9 protein-coding genes are annotated in these 17,395 nt (G+C 41.1%); all 9 read right to left on the reverse strand.

Going from position 1 to position 17,395, the window contains the following annotated elements; all coding sequences use genetic code 11:
* Position 1 precedes the first annotated feature (1 nt).
* Positions 2–1,384, reverse strand: coding sequence for a zincin-like metallopeptidase toxin domain-containing protein (locus tag ACFSGI_RS18525; protein WP_204825645.1), 1,383 nt, complete (start codon positions 1,382–1,384; stop codon positions 2–4).
* The gene (locus tag ACFSGI_RS18530; protein WP_204825646.1) at positions 1,362–1,514 is read right to left on the reverse strand and encodes a hypothetical protein; all 153 of its coding nucleotides are present in this window, start codon (positions 1,512–1,514) and stop codon (positions 1,362–1,364) included. Before ACFSGI_RS18530 ends, ACFSGI_RS18525 begins: the two co-directional genes overlap by 23 nt.
* A 362-nt stretch (positions 1,515–1,876) precedes the next feature.
* Entirely contained in the window at positions 1,877–2,281 is a 405-nt protein-coding gene (locus tag ACFSGI_RS18535; RefSeq protein ID WP_204825647.1) for a hypothetical protein, read from the reverse strand.
* Positions 2,282–10,867, reverse strand: a complete 8,586-nt coding sequence (locus ACFSGI_RS18540; RefSeq protein WP_204825648.1) for an RHS repeat-associated core domain-containing protein — start codon at positions 10,865–10,867, stop codon at positions 2,282–2,284. It lies immediately after the preceding gene.
* The gene (locus ACFSGI_RS18545; RefSeq protein WP_204825649.1) at positions 10,867–11,625 is read right to left on the reverse strand and encodes an RHS repeat domain-containing protein; all 759 of its coding nucleotides are present in this window, start codon (positions 11,623–11,625) and stop codon (positions 10,867–10,869) included. Before ACFSGI_RS18545 ends, ACFSGI_RS18540 begins: the two co-directional genes overlap by 1 nt.
* Positions 11,626–11,951: 326 nt before the next feature.
* On the reverse strand, positions 11,952–13,226 hold the full coding sequence (gene purD / locus ACFSGI_RS18550) for a phosphoribosylamine--glycine ligase (protein ID WP_204825650.1): 1,275 nt from the start codon (positions 13,224–13,226) through the stop codon (positions 11,952–11,954).
* Positions 13,227–13,494: 268 nt separating this feature from the next.
* Positions 13,495–15,042: a bifunctional phosphoribosylaminoimidazolecarboxamide formyltransferase/IMP cyclohydrolase gene (purH, locus tag ACFSGI_RS18555; RefSeq protein WP_204825651.1), complete on the reverse strand. Its 1,548-nt coding sequence runs from the start codon at positions 15,040–15,042 to the stop codon at positions 13,495–13,497.
* Positions 15,043–15,077: 35 nt separating this feature from the next.
* The gene (gene purN, locus ACFSGI_RS18560; RefSeq protein ID WP_204825652.1) at positions 15,078–15,701 is read right to left on the reverse strand and encodes a phosphoribosylglycinamide formyltransferase; all 624 of its coding nucleotides are present in this window, start codon (positions 15,699–15,701) and stop codon (positions 15,078–15,080) included.
* A complete protein-coding gene (gene purM / locus ACFSGI_RS18565; protein ID WP_204825653.1) occupies positions 15,701–16,744 on the reverse strand; it encodes a phosphoribosylformylglycinamidine cyclo-ligase in 1,044 nt (347 codons plus the stop codon). The genes purN and purM overlap by 1 nt, the downstream gene beginning before the upstream one ends.
* Between the last annotated feature and the right edge of the window lie 651 nt (positions 16,745–17,395).

Below are 17,395 nucleotides of genomic sequence, written 5' to 3' on the forward strand. Positions count from 1 at the left end.
ATCATCTGTGTTTTAATCGCAAATCATTAATATATTCTTTTGAATGATTGATTGAGTTATCGTCAAACAATTCTTCATTTTGCATTACTCTTGAATAGACATATTCCTCTCGTTCTAATCGACTAAGATTCATATAAGCTTCTTTCCCTATCGCTAACCATTGCTCCGCATGATATCCTTCATGATATAAATTAATAAGACTCGGATTTTTCTTGATCCATATTGCTCCATTGCTATAATCAAATCCTGCTTCAAATTTTCCTGTAAGAACTTTTCCTTTTTTATCTACATTTATAGTAATACCAGCTTGTCCCCATGCTTTCTTGAATTGCCGAATCTCTTTCCTAGATGCTAAATTTTCTCCTCTACTATTTTTGAGAATTTGCACTTTTCGGTAATCTAGGGTTTCATGTATAACTTTGCTATCAACGCTAGTCTTCCCAAACTGCTTAAGAACCCAACTACCTGCGTCAATAACACCTTCCGTTCCATACTTTCCGACATACTTCGCACCTGGAATTGGAATCAAACTTGTTAATGTACCGACACCATTAGCAACGCGATCTCCTACAGAGAGTTGTTCTCCTGTAATGTAGTTGACTCCCGTAATCGTTTCTTGAATCCCTTTTACCGTTCCTACATAAGGAATCGCATCGGCTCCGTAGCTCAATCCTGTCGTTACCCACGAATCTCCATCTGCACTCAGTCCAAACGGATCGATATACGATATTGGATTCCCATTCACATACGCATAGCGGTTCATCGTCAGTCCGTCGTCGATACTTCCACTCAGAACATCTCGGTTCACGAAGCGTTTGATCTCTGGATTGTAGTACCTTGCTCGCATCTGGTACAACCCGTTCGGATCGGTCATGACTCCGTCGCGTCCGTTGTATTGGAACGGTTGCTCGGTGGTGCCTTCGTGTCCCAGCGATTCACCATAGGTGCCGTAGCTGTACGTATCGGTTAGTTGTCCCTTAGCATCAGTTAATGCCAGTGTACTTCCACGACGGTCGTAGTGGTAGCTCTGATAAGCTCCATTTGCATCTTGTCGTCCAATTAAGCCGTTACCATACACATACCATGCTGTCGGTTTGCCTGATGCGTCAGTTTCCATCAGCACTTGAGACAGAACTGCTTCTGGATTAATCACATATTTCGTCGTGGTTCCGTTAACGTTCATCGACGTGCGATGATTTTCGTTATCGTATCCGTATTGTACCCCGCCGGCTTCCACCAGACGGTTACGTGCATCAAAAGTATAGTTTTGCATTTGTCCAGCCAGTGGACCGACTAGCATATTTCCTTCGGCATCGTATTTCACCGCTTCGCCATTCACTGTAGCTAAGCGATTGTCTGTACTATACGTCTCTATCATAGACATCGACTGTAACCCTATTCAGATGGGCGTTGATATCTCCGCCGTCTTCATTGGTGCCTTGTCCAAACTGATCGTACGTGTAATTGTATTCGTACAATAAAGTTCCGTCGGCTTGCAGGTCTTTGAGTGTCAATACTTGTCCTGTGGCATTGTAAGTATATTTTCTCTGATAATGTATCCATCGGAGTTTCTATCTGAAAAATTCCTTTTAATTTTAAAAAAAGTAATAAAATGGAGATAGAAAAACAGGTCAATCATGGTGATATCTGACCATAATTGACCTGTTTGATAAAACGAAATAGCGTTATTTAGGGTGTAAAATTAAAAATTTTCGTACATACAACCGAAATGACGAAATCTTTATACGAGTATTAAATGTGTTATTGGTTGAATAATGGATTCATTCGGCACTTGGTATAGCCACTTAAAAGAAACCTCGAAAGGCACAAGCCAATCGAGGTTTCAACGCATTTTCCTTTGTCCTTAATAATCTAATTACTGTCCCTTAAAATCCTCTGCCGCTTCTCTAACCTCTTCATTTGTTGAATTTACTCCAAGCTCTACTCCCCATTTCAATAAAATTGGAGTTGCTTCTGATAAAAGCTCTAACAATCTACGATACTCCCATTCGTCTTCAAAATTAATCGACTTTTTTGCTACCTCCGGGAAATACTTCATTAACCAATTAGAAGGAATTGTTTTAATCTTATTTCTTGCTAACTCAATCATAGTCAGATTTTGAGAATAACAGGCAAATTCGACAAGTACGGCGAGAACTTTTTTTCCAATGCTTTCAGGTAAACTTTCGATGTCGTCCGTTCTGTCATATACGTTTGGTGATACTTTATTAAGTTCGTTTTGAAGTCTCAATTCATATGGTGGAATTATTCCATCGTTCACTTATTTTTTACCTCCATATCTCCAAGGTAATGATTTAAATAATTGATTAAATTCTTCTACAGTCATTGGCCTAGTTGGATAAATGGTATTGTGTCCATGACCACGAGGTGAATTTGGTAAAACATCACTTCCATCATGAATTACACCTAACCCATCAGGTAACTCTGTTCCTTCAGGAAGAGTATGGTAGTGTCCACTAAGTGGTATACGATTTACATCAGTTACAGTAGAAGCTCCATTTGGAAGTGGGGGTGCTTGAGGTCCAACGACATCGGTGGATTCTGAAACCCCAAAGTCATTTGAAGGTCTAGCACCTCTCGGTTCAGTACGATTCCCAAATGCGTTAAGTTCCTTTGACGTTATATTACCATTAACCGTCCCCTCAGCAAACAACTGTAAATTCATCCTTAATCGATAATTACTCGTTACTTGCTTTGTTTCATTCTTCCCAAACTGCTTAAGAACCCAACTACCTGCGTCAATAACACCTTCCGTTCCATACTTTCCGACATACTTCGCACCTGGAATTGGAATCAAACTTGTTAATGTACCGACACCATTAGCAACGCGATCTCCTACAGAGAGTTGTTCTCCTGTAATGTAGTTGACTCCCGTAATCGTTTCTTGAATCCCTTTTACCGTTCCTACATAAGGAATCGCATCGGCTCCGTAGCTCAATCCTGTCGTTACCCACGAATCTCCATCTGCACTCAGTCCAAACGGATCGATATACGATATTGGATTCCCATTCACATACGCATAGCGGTTCATCGTCAGTCCGTCGTCGATACTTCCACTCAGAACATCTCGGTTCACGAAGCGTTTGATCTCTGGATTGTAGTACCTTGCTCGCATCTGGTACAACCCGTTCGGATCGGTCATGACTCCGTCGCGTCCGTTGTATTGGAACGGTTGCTCGGTGGTGCCTTCGTGTCCTAACGATTCTCCGTAGGTACCATAGCTGTACGTATCGGTCAGTTGTCCGTTAGCATCGGTTAATGCTAGTGTACTTCCACGACGGTCGTAGTGGTAGCTCTGGTACGCTCCATTGGCATCTTGGCGTCCAATTAAGCCGTTACCATACACATACCATGCGGTTGGTTTGCCTGATGCATCTGTTTCCATCAGCACTTGAGACAACACAGCTTCTGGATTAATCACATATTTTGTCGTGGTTCCGTTAACGGTCATCGACGTGCGATGATTTTCGTTATCATAGCCGTATTGTACACCGCCGGCTTCCACCAGACGATTCCGAGCATCGAAGGTATAATTTTGCATCTGTCCAGCAAGTGGACCGACTAACATATTTCCTTCGGCATCGTATTTCACAGCTTCGCCATTGACTGTAGCGAGACGATTGTCTGCACTATATGTCATGGTCATATCGCCTGTACCGTATACATCTGCGGTTACACTTGCTGGCTGTGTGTATACATCGGTTTGAACATCTGATGATACATTGTCTGTGGTTTGTGGCAATCCTTCGCTTTGAATCATCACATCTTCAAGCGATGGTGATAATCCAGGGCCATAGACATCTGAAGTAACGCCAGTCAGATCAGTGGTGATTTCGCCACCGTCTTCATTCTTCACTTGTCCTACTTGATCATACGTATAGTTGTATTCGTACAATACCGTTCCATCTGCTTGCAGGTCTTTCAATGTTAATACTTGTCCTGCGGCATCATACGTACGAACTTCTTTCGTTCCATCTGGACGAGTTGTCGATAATAAGCGACTGTTCGCATCATATGTGTAAGAAGTTTGGCGTCCTGCCCAATCGGTCACTGTAGCTAGTCGACCATTGGCATTATACGTATACGCTACTTTTTTGCCATCTGGATACGTAAGTCCTGTTAATTGTCCTGCGGCATCGTAACTATATGAAATGGTCTGTCCATCTCCGTTAGTGAACGATTCTACGCGGTTCAATTTGTCATAGTTACGTACTAATACTTCGCCATTACTACCTTTAACGGAAGTGATATTTCCATTGGCATCATAGTCATATGATACAGTACCTGCTTCATCGGTAAATTGGCTCAAGTTCCCTGCGGCATCGTAGCTATATTGACTGTGACGACCATTTTTATCGGTATCGCTACCCAGTAATCCTACGTTGTTGTACGTGTAGCTATGGTTGCCTCCTGCTTCGTCTTGCTCTGAAGTCAGGCGTCCAAGCAGATCGTACTGGTATTTGGCACGATTACCGTTAGCATCGACCATTTGAGTAATCTGGCTAAATGCATCAATTGTCTGCGATGTACTGCCTTGAATCGCATCTTTAACCGATGTTAATTGGTTTTTACGATCGTATCCATAAGTCGTTGTGCGTTTTAATGGATCGACCGATTGGGTTAACTGATTAAGATCGTTGTACGTGCTTGTATACGTATATCCTAGCGCATCTGTCATTTTGACCGGATTGCCTGCGGTATCGTATTCCACCGTATACATTTTGTGATTGAGTGCATCATAAGCTTCGATCGGACGACCCAACTTATCATATGCATACTTCACAGTTGCACCTGCGGCATTCGTTTCTGTCATTAGACGACCAGCAGGATCATACGTAAATGAACTCTTACGACCTAATGGATCAGTGACAGCCGTCATATTGCCTTCGCTATCATAAGTGATCGAAAGTGTTCCACCTAGTGCATTACGAACCGCTGTTAATTGTCCATTGGCATCATAGGTGTAACTTGTTGTATTGCCACGCGCATCAGTAACACTTGCTAGATTGTCTTGACGATCATACGTGTAGCTTACTTTGTTTTTGAGCGGATCAATCGTATTGATTAATTGATCATTATAATTGTAAACGACTTGTGAAAGGTTACCTTCTGCATCGCTTTGAGTCGTCATACGACCTGCGGCATCATAACCTACTTTCATGATCTCGCCTGTAGATGCAGTGACCGTATCTAACTTGTAGCCATTATAGCTATAGATCGTTTTGCCACCACGAGGATCGGTTGCGGCTGTTAACATGCCTTTGTCATTGTACTCATACGATACTTTATAACCTTCGGTATCGGTTGTGCTGAGTAGACGACTATTGGCATCATACGTGCTTGTAATACTGTTGCCATCAGGGCCTGTTGCTTTGAGTAGATTCCCTTTAGCATCATAGGTCAAAGTCATCGATAGACCAGATGGATCGGTATTTTTGGTCAAATTCCCTTTGCTATCGTATTCGAACTTCGCTGTCTGACCTAGCGCATTTGTAATACTGGTACGATTGCCTTGAGCATCATAGGTATAGCTTGTTTTACCGCTATTGCCATCTTGAACTTCAACTAATTGATAGTTGATATTATGCACACGTTTTTGAATATCACCGTTGCGATCTGTAATCGTCGTCGTGAGCATACCATCTGCATTACTATAAGCAAATGTTGTTGGTTGATGTGTAGTGATTCCATCATTCTGGCGCAGTATTCTGCCTTTGCTATCATACGCATTTGAGAATACCAGCTTGCCGTCTAATGAACCTGTCATAATCTGATTATTTTTGTTATACGTATACGTCGTCTTGTGACTGCCTGGATCAGTTAGTGTAATTAATCGACCGGTATCATCATACGTGAATGTAGATGTACGACCGGCTTGATCGGCAACAGTTGCTACTTTACCGATCGCATTATAAGTGATGACGATCTTCGCTCCGCTGGTCGGTTCAGTCACCGATAGTAATTTGCCTGCACTATCATATTGCATCGTCATTGTAATGCCGCCACGTTCACCCATCGATTGTAGTGCTCCGTTAGCAGCGAAAATATAATGCGTTCCATCGTAACGAGTCAATGTGTATGTGCCATTTGCATTTTTTTGCAATTGGTCATTACGGATTGCACGTTCAACAGGAGTATAGGTAGCTTTATCACTATTTAGCGTAAAGTTATTGGTGCGGAAAGCATTCCAATACACCGTCATCTGACCTGTTGTATTGTTTTTACTCAAACGCATTTCAAAGTTATGACTCCATCCTTTACCCAGACCACCATTGCCTTGTAAAAGAGCATAGTACTGAGCTTGGAAAGGAATATCGACAGTTCCATGAGCAACCATCATCGTTTTGTTAATAATTTGTGCTCCTGTAGAAGTGTCTACTGGATCTGCATAATACGTCTGTTGATCATAATCGGCTGGATCGATTGTCCCCACAGAAGGGTTCACTACTGGTGGTACAGGAACTGGAGTCGTTGTGGTAGCTTCCATTTGGAACGATCCATAAGGACTGTACAGTTCATACGTCGTTGTACCTGTGTTACGAATAACGGTCGTATTACCTGCTCCGATCGTAACTGTACCTGAACCTGTTTGTTCTTCTCCTTGCTCTGTCCAATAACTGAACTTACTGCCTACATTAAGCGTACGTGCATGATCGTGTACATTTTTGACTTTGACCATCGCATCCGGTGCTAATGTATAGAGCGATAGTGCAGGATTTTCTTGATCTTCGAAATTAAAGTTATCTTTATTGCCGTTAACCAGTGTATTCGCTGTTTGTTGACCTGTTAGAATCGCATAACCACCTGCCGGAACAGATACCGAATTACCGGTTGTTTTGCGATCATACTGAACAGGTTGACCTGAAGCATCGTACACTGCCACATCATATTTACCATCTACAGATAAAGTAGCTGAATTGCTTGATGTATTGGTAGCTTTCATCGTCTGATCCATCGTCAATGTTTTGACTAATAGATCATCACCTTGTGTCACTCTGATCGCTTCAGTTGGTGCATAGACGGTAATCGGTGCTACATCGACATTAGTAACTACGAGACGTGACGAAGCAGGAACAGCGTGATAACTGGCTGTTGTTCCTGTACTCGAAGTGGTTAGTGTGCCATTCGCATTGTACAGTTGATAACTATGATTACCTGCTAATTTGGCGAAAAAGCTTCCTGGTGAAATATTACGGATCGAATAGCTTTCACCGATTTCAAGCGTTTTGATCGTTACAGGTTTGCCGCTAACGTTTGTTATTTTGTACGCATCGTACGATCCTTGAACTGTTACGTTAGATGTACCTGATGCTGCAACAACAAGACGATCTCCTTTGGTCATCGCTTGTGAAGAGAGTTCTCCCCAACTATACTCACGCACTTCTTTATTCGCTTTGTATTGTGCGTAATCATAAGGATTACCATTGAAATATAAAAACATTTGATTTAACGCATTTTGCTCAAACGCTATAGAATCAGTCGTAGATAACGTTTTGATAAATGTGACTGGATTGCTTCGATCAACGAACCGGAACGATTCGAAAGGACCATACACCACATTGGACATGCTAGCACTATTTTGAATCGCTATTTTAGCGTTAGGATCTAGCATTTGTCTCGGTGTTCCACTTAATCCAAAACTGTATTGTTTTAATGCTCCTGTACTGTCATAAGTCGCCATATCATAGGTTTGCTCAATCGTTAATTGAGAAGGAATACTGTCTATATTAGTGGCTTCCAGACTTTGACCAGGTGCTAATGCTTTTTTCACCAAAGCCGGGTTGGTACGATTAGCAATCTTGAACGCATCATAAGACCCTTCAATCGTTACCGAATGCGCTGTAGGTGCTGTAATCGCAATACGTTCTCCATGCTCTAGAAGTTCAACACCGCTTGATGCTGCTCGTGCTACTGCATCGATTCCACCATTTGCATCTCGTTTGACATAATCGTAGATATTATCTACAGCATTGAGATACACGCTAAATGATTTGGACGGTTGCGTATTGGTAATATCCACATTCTCGTCAGTATTTAATACCTTCTGGAATGTGACTGGATTTGTACGTGAGGTGACTTTGAATGTGTCATATGCTCCATACATAGATCCAGAAGTTTCATCCATATTCTGTACAGCTAGACGTTCACCATTCTCTACGATTTGGGCAGTAGAACTGATATGGTTACGGCTATATACATTCAATATGTTATTTACAAATAATGCAGAATCGTAATCAACTGTTACACGTATTTGTCCTGATTTTACTCCTGTGTATTCTGCTTCTACACTTTGACGTGGAGCTAGACTGTATTCTACCAAAGCAGGATTCGTACGTGATTGAATCGTGAAAGCATCATAGGGGCCTTCTACTGTGAGATTGGTAGAGCTAGCATTAGTAAACGACATTCTGTTAGATGTAGGGATACTTTGAGTAGAACTTGTCTCATTTTTGCCCATATCTATAGATTGCCCTGCTTGATACTCTGCAAAATCGTAAGTTCCTGTTGGATAGACAAAGAATGTTTTGCTTGTTTTATTCGTAAAATCCAGACTTTGTTTTGTAGATAATGTTTTCTTAAATGTTACTGGATTGATGCGATCTTTACCTGTGAACAATTCAAATGCAGCGTACGCATCGATTGTTTTTGCATCAGTATTCATAACAGCTAAGCGCTGATTAGGATCTACCGAACGATACGTTGTCGTTGTACCGCGATAATAGCTATTAGGTTGATCTGCGGTATCATAATCCATCAAGTCATGTTTACCTGTAAAATAAACCGTTTCGTTTGATTTATCTTTGTTGATAAACTCGGCACTCTGATTAATCGCTAATTGCTTCACAAGGAGTGCAGGGTCGCTACTGGATTGAGCAGTCGTTACATCATACGGACTCAATACAACAAGCTGACTACTACCTGAATTGGTTAATGTTACTCGTTCTCCATTATAAAAAGGGAGTGATTTGGCGACACGATCATGATCCAATGAGCGTAATGTGTCATCTGCACGATAACTCGCTTGATCGTACATGCCATCTGTATACATACTGAACATCGCCGGACTGGTGTTGCTTAATTTTACGCTTTGCCCTGCATTCAGATAACCTTTGTATAGAGCCGGTTCTGCGCGACTGCTGATATCAAATGCATCGTAAGGCCCGGATACCGTCATCGCTTGATTACCGCTATTGGTGGTGATCATTTTCTCGTCTTTACTAATCAGATGTTTTGCATTCACAATTGGATTATCAAAATCATCGACTTTATTATTCTCTTTTTTATAAATAGCATAATGATGCTGTCCACTTGCATTGACATAGAATGAATAATTAGATGTATTGATCGTTTTTAACGTTTCGCCTACATTCAGTACACGATTAAACGTGACCGGTTGCGTGCGAGCAGTAGCTACAAACGCTTCATAAGGCCCGTTGATACTCATGGTGACATTGCCTTTGCTTGTGTTAGTTACAGCTACTTTTTCACCTGGATCAGGATATAGATGTGAAGATCCTACGTTAGGTGCATACTCATTAATTCCTGCGCTATCATACACAGCATAATCAAATTCACCTGTCACAAACAATCCGGTTTTGGTAGGAGATACGTTCTTCACTTCGACCGAATTACCTGGAGAAATATTTTGTTCCAGTAAAGCAGGATCAGCCGAATCTGAGATCACTGAATTCACTTTAGGAATTTTAATTTTAATCGCTTGTCCATTATAAGCAGGGTTGGTAATAACAACATAGTTACCAATTCCCATAATATAGTTAGCACTTGTATTCAAAATATCATAGCTATCTACAGCGCCATTGGACTTATACTCAGCAATCTGAAACCCTTTATCCCCGTTATCGGTTAATAGTTTCATGGTATCGCCAGAGTTGTTGAGCACTTTAATACTTTTGCCGGGAGCTAATGTTTTGGTAATCATTGGCGGTTCTACTTGAGTCGTAGTATAGAATGCTCCATAGGCTCCACTGACTAACATCGATGGCCCATCGACATTAGTAACAATTAGTGTCTCACCCGCACCAACATATTTGGTTACTGTTTTGGTTGTGCCTGTTGAACTTACAGAACCGTCCTCATTATATAAAGTAAATTCGTAAGTTCCACCATTATCAACATAGACATAGAATGGTTTGCTCAATTGGTTAGTCGCTTGAAACGATCCACCAATAGGAACGTTATAGCGAAAATCTGCTGGTTGAGCAGAACCTAAAAACTGAATAGGAAATGCAGGTGCAACAAGATCATATGCTACTGTATCCCGATTTGTTACAATCATTGAGCCATTTTTGGCTACAGTTTCTGAACCCTTTGCTTTTTTCCGTATAAATGTAGCAGAGGATAATTCTCCATCCGCTCCATAATGAATATTAGCGTTGACTCCACCAATATCAACAGGCTGCGAATAATCCGGATTCTGATTTTGAACTAAAACACTGTTACCTGGTAATAAATTAAATCGATTTAAAGCAGGTACAACAGTGGAAACTAAATCAAATGTTTTTGACTTCATATCAATTGTCATACTAGAAGAAGAATTATTAGTAATCCTTAATTTTTGATTAGTAGACAAACTAAGTGGAGCATATGCAGTTTTGGTATAAAAACCTGATACATCTCCGCTTGCTAAGTACTTTACATAATCATAATTGCTACCTGTTACATATACAGTAGCAGAAGAAGAAGCTGTGTAAGTAATATCTACACTTTGCCCTGAGCCAAGTGAATATACACCTGTTGCCGCAGAAGCAGAATGCATTTTAAAACCTACAAAAATAGCCAATAAGACAACAAAAAGAAAGGCTAACCGTATATATTTATTTTTCATTAACGGTTGTCCTCCTGTATTGTCTGTTCAAAGGTGCGATCAGCAAATCCGGCTTGCGCTGTACCGTTTGGTTTGAGAAGAACAATCTGTAAATGAACACGGGCTTTGACTGCTTTCGCTGGAGCTTTTAAGTTAGCACCATATGTATGCCAGTCCGAATTTTGCTTGAGATTTAAAATATTGTTGTAATGTACCAATTTATTATTTTTATCGTAATAATTAATAATCACTTGCACGACAGCATCTTTGATATTGCTACTCTGTACCCAGCCATTATAAGAGTACGTTTGTCCTGCTTTGACAGGAATATCGCGATAAATATTAGCTCCACCTGTGCGTTTGGAAGATACATCGATCCATTGTGTGTTCATCATAGAAGAAGAGGAATGGTATACATCGCTTGCTACGGTATTGTCGCCATATACATTATGTACAACTGATTGAGGTGTCATATTTGCTATAGGTGCATATACATCTTCTGTTGCTGTACGATAATTCGCTTTGATTCCTTTCGTACTATACGCTGTCCAACCTGCCATTATATTAGATGCTTGGCGTAACGATTTAGTATTCGTGTTGGATGTCACACTTAACAAGTTCCCACCTTGATCATACGTATATAGGGTTTGCTTGCCATCTTTGGTTACTGAAATGACTCGACCTAGATCATCATATTGATACTCTGCTGCATACATAAATGGAGCTGTGAGTAACATACTAATCATACTGAGTATGACGATTGTACTAATCTTTCTCATTGTATTGATTCCCTCTCCCTTTTCAATATCATTGATTGATGCAACTTAGCTAGCAAAAGTTAAATTTTTCAATTGTTTTGTATTCACCTCCTCAGTAATGACAATCTTTTTCACCTTTAGATTATTCTTTCCTGAAAAAGAATAGACCTTACTATCTAATCAATATATGGGAAATCAGTCAACATAATTCTGGAAAATAACCGTAAATTTTCTGTAAAATATTTTTTAACGTCATTTTATATTTCATACGCTTAATTAACTGTGTGACTTCAAAGATCATATCAACAAAAAAAGCCGTCTATGGTTACTCAGACGGCTTGCTTCATTTATACATCCAACAATGCTTTAGCTGCAATATCACTACGTTGATGCTTACCTTCAAATGTAATCTTTTCAGCATGTTCATAAGCTTTGGCACGTGCTGTTGCAATATCTGCTCCTACACCAACAACACCCAGTACACGTCCACCGTTGGTGACGACGTCTCCATTTGTGCTTAGTGCTGTGCCTGCATGAAAGACTAGCGCCTGTTTATCTGTATGTTCAAGTCCGCTAATCGGCAATCCTTTGGGATAAGATGCTGGATACCCACCTGAAGCCAAAATCACACATACTGCCGCTTCCTCGCTCCACTTGATCTCGATATCTGCAAGTGTACCGTTAACCGTTGCTAGAAAAATCTCAAGTAAATCACTTTCTAGACGCGGTAATACGACTTGAGTCTCGGGATCACCAAAACGTGCATTAAATTCAATCGTTTTTGGAGTACCATCCGGTGAGATCATCAGCCCGGCAAATAACACACCGCTAAATGAACGTCCTTCAGCAACCATTGCTTTAGCTGTTGGTACAATAATCGTCTCGATCGCTTGATCAATAATACTTTGCTTGATATGAGGAAGAGGAGAATACGTACCCATTCCACCTGTATTGGGCCCCAAATCATGATCATAGGCAGGCTTATGATCTTGCGCCGCAGGCATCGGACGAACCGTTTCGCCATCGACAAATGCCAAAATCGACATTTCTTGTCCTTCTAGAAATTCCTCGATAACCACTTTGCTACCAGCTTCTCCAAATACTTTATCTTGCATAATCGACTGTAACGCATCGATTGCTTCATCCATATGATGAGCCACTGTTACCCCTTTACCTGCGGCAAGACCATCTGCTTTGATAACAATAGGCATCGATTGTTGCTCTAGATAATGCAGTGCAGAATCATAGTCATCGAACTTCGCATAAGCAGCAGTAGGGATATTATATTTATGTAGCAAGTCCTTCATAAATGTTTTGCTACCTTCGATATGTGCTGCATTTTTTCGAGGGCCGTAGACAGGAATCTGGCGGTTCTCAAAAACATCGACAATTCCATCTGCTAACGGATCGTCAGGCCCGATCACAACCAAACCTACTTTTTTTTCTGTGGCAAAATCAGCTAATTTCTCAAATTCATTCACTTGAATCGGTACACATTCTGCTAATTGTGCAATTCCTGCATTACCAGGTGCACAGTAGATTTTGTCTGCTTTGGGACTTTGAGCAAGTGACCAGATGATTGCATGCTCACGTCCGCCACCACCAACAACTAAAATATCCATAACGTCACACTCCTTTGAATAGAGAAGGATTTTTCTAACTATTTTGATAGCATTATTTCACTTTCGACAAAGCCTCAAACTAGCATAACAAAGCTCTATTTCAAGCATATTAAGCAAATGCAACCAACTAACAAAGCAACAGACCGAACAAAAAATATTCGGTCTGTTTTGTTGCTTATTGCAAGTCGATTTATAGAAATACCAACAACTATTGATAACGATCTCTCAGTGAATCTATCTTCATTCTTGCAAAATTATAGTCCTATACTTAGTGTTTGAAATGACGCACGCCTGTGAATACCATAGCGATTCCATATTCATTTGCCATTTTGATCGATTCTTCGTCTTTGATCGATCCACCTGGTTGAATAATCGCTTTGATGCCTGCTTTGGCTGCTAATTCAACGGTATCGCCCATCGGGAAAAAGGCATCTGATGCAAGAATCGCTCCGTTTGCTTTGTCTCCTGCTTGTTCGATTGCAATTTTCGCCGCTCCGACACGATTCATTTGTCCTGCACCTACGCCTACCGTCATATCATCAGCGGCTAGTACGATTGCATTGGATTTTACATGCTTCACGACTTTCCAACCAAATAACAATTGCTTTAATTCTTCGCCAGAAGGAGAGCGATCTGTCACGACTTTGAGATCATCTGTCGTAATTGAATGTACATCACTTTCTTGTACCACCATACCGCCTTCAATCGTAGTCACAACATGTTGTGCAGTACGTGCTTCCGATGAAGTCAATTCACCCATTTTAAGCAAACGAATATTTTTCTTTTTCGTCAAAATCTCTAACGCTTCCGGTGTAAAGTCTGGTGCTAATACAATCTCTAAGAAAATTTCGCTGAGCGGTTGCGCTGTAGCTGCATCAATTGTACGATTAGCCGCTACAATTCCACCGAAAATAGAAGTAGGATCTGCATTGTATGCTTTGTTGTACGCTTCAGCGATCGTTTCGCCTACACCCACTCCGCAAGGATTCATATGTTTAACAGCAACAACAGCAGGCTCTGTAAATTCTTTTACAATTTGTAGCGCCGCATTCGCATCGTTGATATTGTTGTAAGATAATTCTTTACCATGTAATTGTTCAGCAGTCGTAAGCGTACCTGCTGGAGCCATCGGTTTACGGTAGAATGCCGCTGCTTGATGCGGATTTTCGCCATAACGAAGGTCTTGGATTTTCTCGTAAGTAACTGTATATCGCTCTGGCAAAGGATCGCCCAATACATCACACAAATAATCAGAGATCAATGCATCATAAGCCGCAGTATGACGGAACACTTTAGCTGCTAGACGTTTACGTGTATCCAGTGTGGTGTCGCCTTCTGCACGTACTTCTTCTAATACTTTAGTATAATCATTAGAATCAACGACCACGCTAACAAATGCATGATTTTTCGCTGCACTGCGTAGCATAGTAGGTCCACCGATATCAATATTTTCGATCGCATCTTCATAAGCTACATCTGGTTTGGAGATAGTTTCTTGGAAAGGATACAGATTAACAACGACAAGATCGATATATCCCAATTCCAAATCTTTCATTTGCTGTTGGTGTTCTGCACTATCGCGAACTGCCAACAGACCACTATGTACTGCCGGATGTAACGTTTTGACACGTCCATCTAAAATCTCTGGAAATCCTGTCACCTCTGAAATGCCGATTACCGGTACGCCTGCTTCAGCAAGTAGATTTTTAGTCCCACCTGTCGAAATAATTTCAACACCTAATTGAGACAACTCGCGGCAAAAATCAACCACACCTGCTTTGTCGGACACGCTCACTAGCGCTCTTTTGATACTCATGATGGATGTATTCCTCCTTCAAATTTAAAAAGAATTTAAGCTTGCACAATCACCTGTCGTCCTTCAAGTGTTACTTTTCCTTTAGCAATCTGAGCTACAACCTGCGGATACAATGTCCGTTCGATATCGTGTATCCGCTCTGCTAATGTCTCTGCTGTATCTTGTTGCTGTACTTCGATCGATTGTTGCGCAATAATCGGCCCTGTATCCATTCCATTATCGACAAAATGAACCGTAATCCCGGTTACCTTCACACCGTATGATAGCGCTTGACCTAACGCATCTTTACCTGGAAAAGCAGGCAATAACGATGGATGCACGTTGATCATTCGACCCATATATGGATCTACAATCGTTGGAGTTAGCAGGCGCATATATCCTGCTAGCACAATCAGATCAATCTCGCGACGTTTCAATTCAGCTACGATTTCCAGTTCATATTGTTCACGACTGCTGTATTCTTTAGGTTGAAAAACATACGTATCCACACCTGCTTGTATCGCACGCTGAACAACAGGAGCTTGTGGTTTGTCGGATACTAATAATTCGATCGTTGTCGCATCTGGTTCACCGAAATATCCTTGTTGCCATGCTTCTACCATCGCTTGAAAATTAGTGCCTTCGCCCGAAGCAAAAACAGCAATTCGAAAAGGCTTCATTACACATCGACTCCGGTAAATGTTACCACTTTAGTTCCTGCTTGCACTGTACCTATTTGATATGCGGTTTCACCTTGTTCTGCTAGCAATGTCAATGCTTGTTCTGCTTGATTCGCAGGCACCACAATAACCATTCCGATCCCCATATTGAATGTTGTAAACATATCTTTATGGCTGATACCGCCTTTAGCTTGCATCAATTGGAAAATCGGCAATATCGGCCAGTTGCCATACTCGATATCTACATTTACATGTTCCGGCAACATCCGCGGAATATTTTCGATAAAGCCTCCGCCTGTAATATGTGCCATTCCTTTGACTTTAACGGCTTCTTGAAGCGCAAGTGTAGACTTCACATAAATTTTAGTAGGCTCTAGCAATACATCTCCAAGTACAGCACCATCCAGTTCGGCTACCGTATCTTTGAGATCATATCCACCATCTTCAAGTAACAATTTGCGTACCAGTGAGAATCCATTACTGTGGATACCGCTTGAAGCTAGTCCTAATACGATATCACCCGCTGCAATATCACTACCTGTGATCACTTTAGGCTTATCTACGATACCTACTGTAAATCCAGCAATATCATATTCACCTTCCGAGTACATTCCTGGCATTTCAGCCGTTTCGCCACCGATCAGCGCACATCCAGCTTGGCGACAACCGTCTGCAATACCTGATACAATCGCTTCAATCTTTTCAGGAATAACACGATCACAGGCTAGATAATCTAAGAAAAATAACGGTTCTGCTCCTTGTACAACGATATCGTTCACACACATGGCAACAGCATCAATCCCGATCGTATCATGCTTATCCATCGCAAATGCCAGTTTTAGCTTTGTACCGACACCATCTGTACCGGATACGAGTACAGGCTCATCATATTTATCTTTGTTCAGGCCAAACAATGCACCGAAACCACCAAGCTCTGTCATCACTTCCGGGCGAAACGTTGTTTTGACGTGCTTTTTCATACGTTCTACTGCTTCATTCCCTGCCGCGATATCGACCCCGGCACTTTTATAGGCATCTGACACTGTACATCGCACCTTTCGTTTGGGCTTAGGAAATGGGGTTGCGGGTAGAAGAGTTGGTGAGCTACAGCGCTGCGAGGAAAAGGTTGTTCTATCGTCGCTGTTAAGATTGGATATCTTGATAGGACTGCTGAGCAGTCGATATCCAACCTTAGCTTATGCTTCCGATGTAGTTTTCTATCGAAAACTTGTAAGGCGAGCGCTTCGCTCTTTCGAACAATCCTTTTCCTCTCCGCTTGAGCGTGGTTCAACTTTTCTAAAGGCAGACCCTAATTCTCTAAGGTTGTTTTGGTAATGTAGATTGAGGAGGCTCTACTTCGTAATCGCTGGTTTTGTTGGTATGAGTTCATTCTTGTTGCTTGTTGCTTGTTGCTTGTTGCTTGTTGACTAAGTTTATAATTTTTAATTTAAATAGATATAGGTGATCTTTGAGAAATTGCTATTTAGATTGAAAACTTAATTCATTTTTATAGAGAGTATAGCGCTGTTTAACATAGACTCAATATAGTAGGTAAAAATAGAATGAACATTCAGAGAGAATGTACACTTTTCATGAATTCCAAAAAGCGTAGATTTCTTAAACTTTCTATTTATATTTCAAAAACAATATTGAATACAATTCCATACGAAACTCTAAAATTCGGTAGTACTATA

The sequence above is a fragment of the Paenibacillus nicotianae genome, from assembly GCF_042681745.1.
Lineage (GTDB): Bacteria > Bacillota > Bacilli > Paenibacillales > Paenibacillaceae > Saccharibacillus > Saccharibacillus nicotianae.

Coding starts and splice junctions, on each gene's coding strand:
- ACFSGI_RS18525 (WP_204825645.1), bottom strand. CDS start 1,384: ATGTCTATGATAGAGACGTATAGTACAGACAATCGCTTAGCTACAGTG.
- ACFSGI_RS18540 (WP_204825648.1), bottom strand. CDS start 10,867: ATGAAAAATAAATATATACGGTTAGCCTTTCTTTTTGTTGTCTTATTG.
- ACFSGI_RS18545 (WP_204825649.1), bottom strand. CDS start 11,625: ATGAGAAAGATTAGTACAATCGTCATACTCAGTATGATTAGTATGTTA.
- purD (WP_204825650.1), bottom strand. CDS start 13,226: ATGGATATTTTAGTTGTTGGTGGTGGCGGACGTGAGCATGCAATCATC.
- purH (WP_204825651.1), bottom strand. CDS start 15,042: ATGAGTATCAAAAGAGCGCTAGTGAGCGTGTCCGACAAAGCAGGTGTG.
- purN (WP_204825652.1), bottom strand. CDS start 15,701: ATGAAGCCTTTTCGAATTGCTGTTTTTGCTTCGGGCGAAGGCACTAAT.